The organism is Rhodococcus sp. NPDC003382, from assembly GCF_053589135.1.
Genome location: NZ_JBSFRH010000088.1, coordinates 1 through 7,582 on the forward strand (window position 1 = coordinate 1; position 7,582 = coordinate 7,582).

Genomic DNA, 7,582 nt, shown 5'->3' on the forward strand with positions numbered 1-7,582 from the left:
TGGCGCACACGCGCGACCTCTCTGTACACTTCAGCAGCCCCGCGCGACATGGCTGTTTACCGCGGTAAACAGCCATGACTCGCATCTCGCTGTCACGAAACACCGCCAACGACGAGCCGGTGGGGGAGAGGAGGCTCCCGTGTTTCCGTCGGACGGGGAGCGCGCCTACCTCACAGCGCTACCGGAGGGATTGCTTCGCCTGCGGGAGAGGGCTTCTCGAATCTGATTCATGACCGACATCCTCGTGCTTGTAGAGGCGATTCGCATGTCGCGGTCGGACGCCGCCACGGAAGCTCGCCGACGTTCCAGGTCCCGCTCCAGTTTGGCCGCGCGGGCGCGTTCGGAGGGGGAGGGGCCGGACCAATCAATGCGCGCCAGGCGCCAGCGCAAGAACCTGATGGGGTGCCTAAGCGAACCCCGTTCAGGCCAGGTCCAGCCGCGAAGCTTGGTGTCTTCGTTGAGGGTTCTCGCGATATCGCGCCCTGTCCAGCGAGTCGTATCGACGCAATGGTCCCTGAGTGCGTCGCAGACGGATCCGATATGCCTTCCGGTATCCAGAGATGGGGCAAGGGAAATTAGCTCGGCAGCGGCCTTCTGAAGCTGAATCGGTCGAGGATTCTCGTTGCGGGAAGGGGAAGCTCCGGCCGCGTGCGTTCGCGCGCGCGTTGTCTTGTACTTCCTGACGGAAGTAGAACTACATAAAACAACACCAAGAGATTGGGGGCCACCGGTGCGGGATTGTGGATGAATCGGTGGGGTAGGGGTGCGGGGGTCGCGTGAGGCGTTCCCGACGCGTGTAGTGGGTGGAGTGTCCGTGGGCGAGCCAGCGGAGGTAACGCGAGTCACGACGGATCTGGGGGAGGTCAGGGCCCAGACGCTTGTCGCCTTCACTTGTTTACGTCCGTGATGGGCTTCGGCGGCCCACTGTTCGATTGTGCGTAGGAATCGGCCCCGGACCATCTCGTGAGCCATCCCCAGTTCGGACAGAACGCGCCGTGCACGCTTGAGGACAGTGATCGAGACGCCGGCTCGCTCGGCGAGGGTCTCCCGTGAGGCGGTGACGCGGCGTCCGGTGCGCTGGTCGGCTACGGAGGCCATGCATACCGCAACGGCGAAGACGCGTTCTGGGTCGATGCTGTGGCGCCGGCATTCTTGAATGCCGGAGTCGCTATTCAGAATTTCTCGGACTTGACGTTGCCAGATTGCTCGTCCGGACCAGACGGGGGTGGTCGACTGCATTTCTGGTGGTACCGGAATTGACCAGGTTCGACCGCGTTGATCGCTTTCGATATTGATTTTCTCGACTCGCGCCACGTTTTTTTGTGCGCGAGTTATTGCATCCAAATAGGCGAGGTCATGGGAAGGGGGGGATTGGTGAGTTACGGCATCCGGCGCGACTGGTGCGGAAAATTCGCGGCGTGTCGTTGTGGAAGTTGTTGAATCTGTGTCAGGGCATGAGTTACCCTGAGACGTACCAAGCACGGTATGTCCCTCCAAGAAAGCTGGACCTATCGAGCACCGATAAGCCCTGGTGGGAGCAGTACTTGGAGCGAAGCGGCAACTTCGGTTCCATGTCGAGCGCCAACAGTGGTGAGAACTGAACACACGGTTAGCTGCACTACAACTCGATGAACCTGGTGGAAAGATTCTCGAAGGACAAGCCCCCGTTAGGGGGTTTTGTCTTGTACTGCCCTGTGAGGTATTTACTTATTACTCGTCGGTAAGTTCCGGCTCCTTCCTTCGGTGGGTATCGATGTGGTTTATTTCACCACATCACCGGTCCGTGATCGCGCAGCGACTCGAATTTTATTTTCGCGTGCGTCGAGAGCGGCTGTCCACGCCCGAGGACGATATTCAGCGTCGATTTTCGGAAATGAATATCGGGCACTACTCGGCGCCGTCCCGATCTGAGGGTTCGACGTGGCGCTGTCCCCGAATCGCTCTCGACCGTGCGCTACTCGTGTCCCGCGCCGGATGAGACGCTCGCGGCTCGGGTCCGTCGGGGCGGTTGTCCGCAGCGGATCGCGGGTCGAGGTGAAGTGCCGGCACCGACCCCGCCGCGGCGTTCGGTGCCGGATCTGTTGTTGGACCCGGCACGGACCCTCGGTACCGGCTGGGTTTCGGAAAGGGTCCGGGTCGCGCCGTCCGTTCAGACGACAGCTACTCTGCCGGTGCGTTCGTCTCGGCGATACGGACACGCCAGAGCCCTTCCTGTAGGGGAGGGGAGGAACCGGAAGGGGCCCGAGCATCGCAACCCCGACACGGGATGCGTCAACCGCGGGGCATCAGAAGAGCACGGCTGTTCCGTCAGCACAACAGGGGTACTCCACTGCGTCGAGGTGATCTGCCGCTCGGGACGACGGTGGTCCGATCACAGTAGATGAGGCCGACGCGAGGTCGTCGGATGGCGAGGTGATGCATGGGGAATCGAACATGTGACGGTCCTGCGGAGCCAGGATCCTTGTTCAATAGCTGCGGCATTGTCGGCCACGCGATCCTTTCCCGAGGTCTGGATGCGGAACCCGAGTCCGTGTTCGCCGGATCGAAACACGGAACACGTGCGCGCGCATACGATGACGGTCGACTCGGCCGGAGCTGAGCGAGGCCGGTTGGTGTCCGACGTGGTAGGCGTGGCATTGTGCGTCAATACCGCTCACTCATGCGCATCTTCCGGTGGTGCTGCGTGCGGGCCTGCTGCGCGTCGCCGCGCTTGAGATACCTGTAGTGCTTGGTGCCTGTGGCCCACGGCCGAAGCCGACGAGGATTGCGGGCGTCGGCGACTCATGCGGAGCGTCCGATCTGAACGCTCGAGCCGGCCCGAACCACTGAACCGCGTTGCGGACAGCGTCCACGACGAGGCAGCTGTAGTGGGTGGCTGTGCGCTGGACATAGAACTACACGGTCTAGGTGACCGGGGAATGAAGATACAGCTCCGGGCCGATAGAGGGGCTCGGTCATGGCTGCATCGAAACCGAGCGGCTCCGGGATCTTCCCCCGAGAGGGCCGGCTCCTCGGACGTGCCTCAGGTGACTTCCTGGGATGTTGACAAGGTTCACCGGCGCGATCGCGTCAGCTTCTGCCAGGGGCGGGGTACCAGTGTGTGGCAATCGATTGTGCCCCTGGGTGTCCCGGAACACCGACAGCAGCTGCGAATCCCATTCGAGATCCACGGCCGTGGCCATCTGTATCAGCGGCGCAAGCTGGGTGTTCGACTCCCTGGTGACTTGGTGTGCGCCAGTCGATTCGCGATCGGAATACCTCCGCGCCAACAGCTTCAGCTTCTGAAGTGTGTGTGTCGACCTGGAGACGATCGGCGGTTCTGGTAGTCGGTGTCTCGGTCCGTGAAGACCAGGGATGCGGTGTCCGGGGAGGCGGAAGCACTCCGGTGCTTCGGCGGGCGAGTTCGGCTGCGGCGTCCGCATGGCGCTCGCGATGGTCGGTGCGTCGAGAAGTTCCAATTGGCGTGTCCTGCTCGGTACCTCGGAGGCTGTGTTCGGAAGTTCCCGAGCGGTCACCCGGTGAACGGCATGGTTGCGCCCGGATTCGCGACGCTCGAGTCGATCACGTCTGTGAGTGGGGTCGAGACGGCGACGATCGACGATGCGACTTGCGTGACCGGGGAAGCCAGACGGGGAGTCGGACCAGTTGGCGGTCCAGACCGGCGATGTGCGTTCCCAGTACTGGCTGGTCTGCCGTGGAGAAGTCCGATATCGGTGTGAGGCTGTTGGTCGCTTTGTGGACGGGGGCGCAGGCCGGGGCGGCGAGCGATCCTACTGCGAGTGCGCGCGTACGGGGAGGTCGTGGCCGTCGCCGAACTCGACTGCGAGGTCTTGCAGGTATGGGCGTCCGGCGGGTATCCGAGGATGGTTAGGGTCGCACTTGCAGGATTCTGCGTTCTGAGACAGTAGTTTTCGGGCTCGGGTGAGTGTCGAGCGTGTTGCCGCCGGAGCCGTGCCCGTTGTCGATGGTGCAGCTATCGACGGGTGAGCGTAGAACTCCGAGCAGTGTCCGTTCGGGTGTTCGCTCGTGTTGCGACCAGCGCGAATATGTGGACCGATCGTTTGGGTCGGCGTTCGCGTCGGTTCAGGCGACTGGGATGCACAGATTGCATGTTCGGGTTGTATGAGCGTGGCGTAGGCGAGCGCGGGTTGTCGATGGCGCGCGGCTGCGGACGATCGTTGCGGCCGCCGTGAACGCGAGCGTGCGATCGGTTCTCGGATGTCCTTCCGGCGAAAAGCCTTTCGTTCATGTTGGGGAGTAAGGGTCCACTCGGTGCGGCACGGCTGCGTTCTTCTCACGGGGTTAGCTGCTGCGAGCTGACGCGGGTATGGCGGATGCGGCCGCGTCCGTACACCTGTGCTCGGCTGAGTCTCGAAGGAGACGCCGCGGGGAACGTGTTTCGGCGCCTCGGGCGTGTCTCGACGGTATCGGCTTCGTCGCTGGCGGTGTGCTGCCGGTCAGGTGACGATGTAGCCGAGGCTGTGCGCTGCGGTCTCGACCGCGTCGGCGAGGGCCGGGGGTGCGCGAAAGGGAGTGAGAGTTCGGGCCGGGTGGGGAAGGCGTCGGCGTCGCGTTCGAACAGCGCGATCGTAGCGGGCCCGGCGAAACGGCCGCGGTAGATGACGCCGTCCAGATCCGGATGGGCGCGGTGGATGGTGCCTGCTCAGTACTGGGCCCGGCCATGGGACACCGAGTCGAGGGAATAGTTGCCACCGACGCCGGTGGCCCATGTTCCGCCGCCGATCCCGGAGACGTCGAGCAGACGCACAGGGCGTGTGAATGTGAGGCCGGTCAGGTGCGGATCACCACGGTGGCGGTCGATGCCCTGGAGGACTGGAACACTTCGGCGAGTGCACCACGGGGGTGGATGCGCCAGATCCTTCGGTCGGTGTCCATTCGATGGTTTCGTCGGGGAGCAGTCCTGCCGCGCGGAGCGTGGTGATGGCGGGTGGCGGCGGGATCATCGCCGCCATCTACATCGACTCCCATTCGGCGATGGTGATGACCTCGCGGGCCTTTCGATGTCGTCGTGGCTGCCGGCGCTGCCGGTCAGCCACGTCACGATTGACACCGGGTGGCCGTCGACGACGAGTGAGTCCTGTGGCTGGTGAGCAATGCCTGCACGGTCAGTGGGTGCAGGTCCTTCGCGATCGACGGCATGATCTTGTCGAGGTGGGGGACTTCGCCGGTGTCGGTGAACTGTTCGGGGAGCAGGAGTCGCTGGCGGCCCGAGTCGAACGCCCAGAGTGTACCGGCGGTGATGCGTTGCCGGATGCGGGCGGGTGCGACACCGAGATGGGCAGCGGCGTCGATCGTTTTCGAGTTGTGGACCAGTGTCGAGATGCAGATGTCGCGGTCGAGTCGTGCGATGGTCGCGGCGGTGCGGTCGCCGGTGAATCCGGCTTCGTCGAGGATACGGGCGTCGTGTTCGGACAGTTCGGGTACGACCGGGTTGCGGAGGCGAGACTGGGGATCTGAACGAAGTCGTCGCGGTCGAGGGGAACACCGGTTACCTCGCGCAGGGCGTCTTCGAAGGCGAGGTGACCGCTTGCGGTAGCGGTCTTCGGCAGTCGCGGACCCGTCCATGCCGATCGCCGTCCTTTCGTTGACTATCGCGTGTAAATCGATGATTGCGCTGGTGTGGGTGGTTGCTACCGCCACTCGGGCTCGACGGCCCGGGGAGGGGCGGGGACGTGCAGCAATCAGTTAAGCGTCCTCCGTGCAACGCACCTGTCCCAGGCGTGTAGGTATTCCCGGCGCGGCGGCTTCCGCCATGACGGTATGCCGGCGGCGCTGGGTCGATTGGCTCAGTGGCGACGAGAGGCGGATCCTCCTTGCTGAGGATGGCGAGTCGGGCTGAGGTCAGGAAAGAGATTTGGTATTTCGACTGTGGTTCGAGTGTCGTCGGGATTGTTCTTAGCCTCGGGAAACAAGCCATCGGCGCGAAGCTCTTGCTTCGGGTGAGTGGCATTATCGCTCGGCCGAAAGTATGGAAAGTCGTTACTCAGGTAGTTGGTGGTGACTGTCACAAAGGTGCCTTCCGCGTATGCATGTCTAGTGGGCGTTTCGAAGCCCACCGCAGAGTGGAATAGCTGATGTTGCGCGATGTATTCAGAGGACGGGTGCGTGGCGCGTCGAGGGGATCTGCCCCGGCCGTGCTCGTGGCTCGCGTCGTCGATCAATGCAAGCGGGGGAGTACCGTTCGGGATCGCGTGGTGATCGTCGATGCGGAGACGAGGGCAGTTGGCACTTCACGGTGACGCGATGAGTGTGGACCCAATTACTGGCTCTTTCGGAGCGGTTCTCATGTGACTTCGGATCAACTGCACAGGCAGGCACCTGGATGCGTTCACGTGCGGAACTTTCTTGATTCTAGGATTCGCCCCATACCGTGGGTATGTAGAATGTTTCCAGTCCCTTCCGAAAAGGTTGAAAATGGAGGTTTGCCGGTGGCAAGCAGAACGGTCGTGGAAGTATTCGACGACATCGATGGAACCCCTTTGGAGGATGAGGGGGAGACGATCAGTTTTGCCGTCGATGGCGTCGAGTACACCATCGACCTGAACAAGAAGAACGCCCGAGACTTCCGCAAGAAGATCGAGCACTACGTGGCGCATGCCACCCGTGTCGGAGGGCGGAAGCGGCGAGGAAGCGCGGCCAGCAAGAGCGTTTCGGGTGCGCCGAGCTCCAAGGAGATCCGGGATTGGGCCATCGAGGCCGGTTACGAAGTCCCCGCTCGCGGACGTCTGCCCCAGTCGCTTGTCGACGAGTACACGGCGGCGCACTGACCTTCCGTTCGCCGGTACCGCGGAGTTCCACAATCCCGCACCCACTGCACTTTTCTTGTGCTCGTGGGTGCGGGGCACCCGGCGAAGATTGTGGTGTCGAAGTCCGATTGTCCTCGATCTGAACCGTAAGGGCCCGGACGGATCCAACGAGTGCAGGTACCAGTCGCATCAGTGGGGGATGCTGCAAGAATCCCTGTGGACCTGCCGATTCCAGCTGTGTGCGAGCCGGGCCTGCTTCTTGATCTACAGATCGAAGCCAGAGTGGCACTGGCTCGAAATCATGGGCGGCCCGGAATCTGACCGAACCGAAATCGCCCTATGCGCCAGCCGGTTTCTTCCTCGGCACCGTCGTGTTCGAACTCGGATGCGTGCTCAGGTAGTTCCTGGATGCACGCATCGATCTTGCCGGCGCTTTCCTCAGTCGCCGCTCATACCAACACCTTCACCACCTCGAAGACGCAACGTCGAGCCTGTAGCTTGCGGCCGTGCGTCCATCCGATCTCAGCGGATGCATTCCCGAGCGCCGTCGACATCATGGACAAGACGGCGGTCTCGACATCACGAACCCGGCCGTCCCCAGGCCGGGAAGCCACGCACAAGCAGGTCAGGAACTCATCCGGGCGGTCACTGGGCATGGCGGCCCCTGGCCCTCAGGCCAGGTCGACCGGACGTGGTCGACCGCCGACTCTCCGATGAAGAGGGAGTGTCCGATAAACGGTGGAACCGGCCTGGCATCGGTTAGTTGATGCGTCCTTCGAAAGTGATCGCGAAGGCGTTCAAGGCAGGCTTCCACC

2 protein-coding genes are annotated in these 7,582 nt (G+C 62.8%); both read left to right on the forward strand.

Annotated elements, in window-relative coordinates:
- The first annotated feature begins 4,941 nt into the window (after positions 1–4,941).
- On the forward strand, positions 4,942–5,478 hold the full coding sequence (locus ACWDUD_RS30265; RefSeq protein ID WP_450111730.1) for a hypothetical protein: 537 nt from the start codon (positions 4,942–4,944) through the stop codon (positions 5,476–5,478).
- Between the two features lie 971 nt (positions 5,479–6,449).
- The gene (locus ACWDUD_RS30270; protein ID WP_450111731.1) at positions 6,450–6,788 is read left to right on the forward strand and encodes a histone-like nucleoid-structuring protein Lsr2; all 339 of its coding nucleotides are present in this window, start codon (positions 6,450–6,452) and stop codon (positions 6,786–6,788) included.
- Positions 6,789–7,582 lie beyond the last annotated feature (794 nt).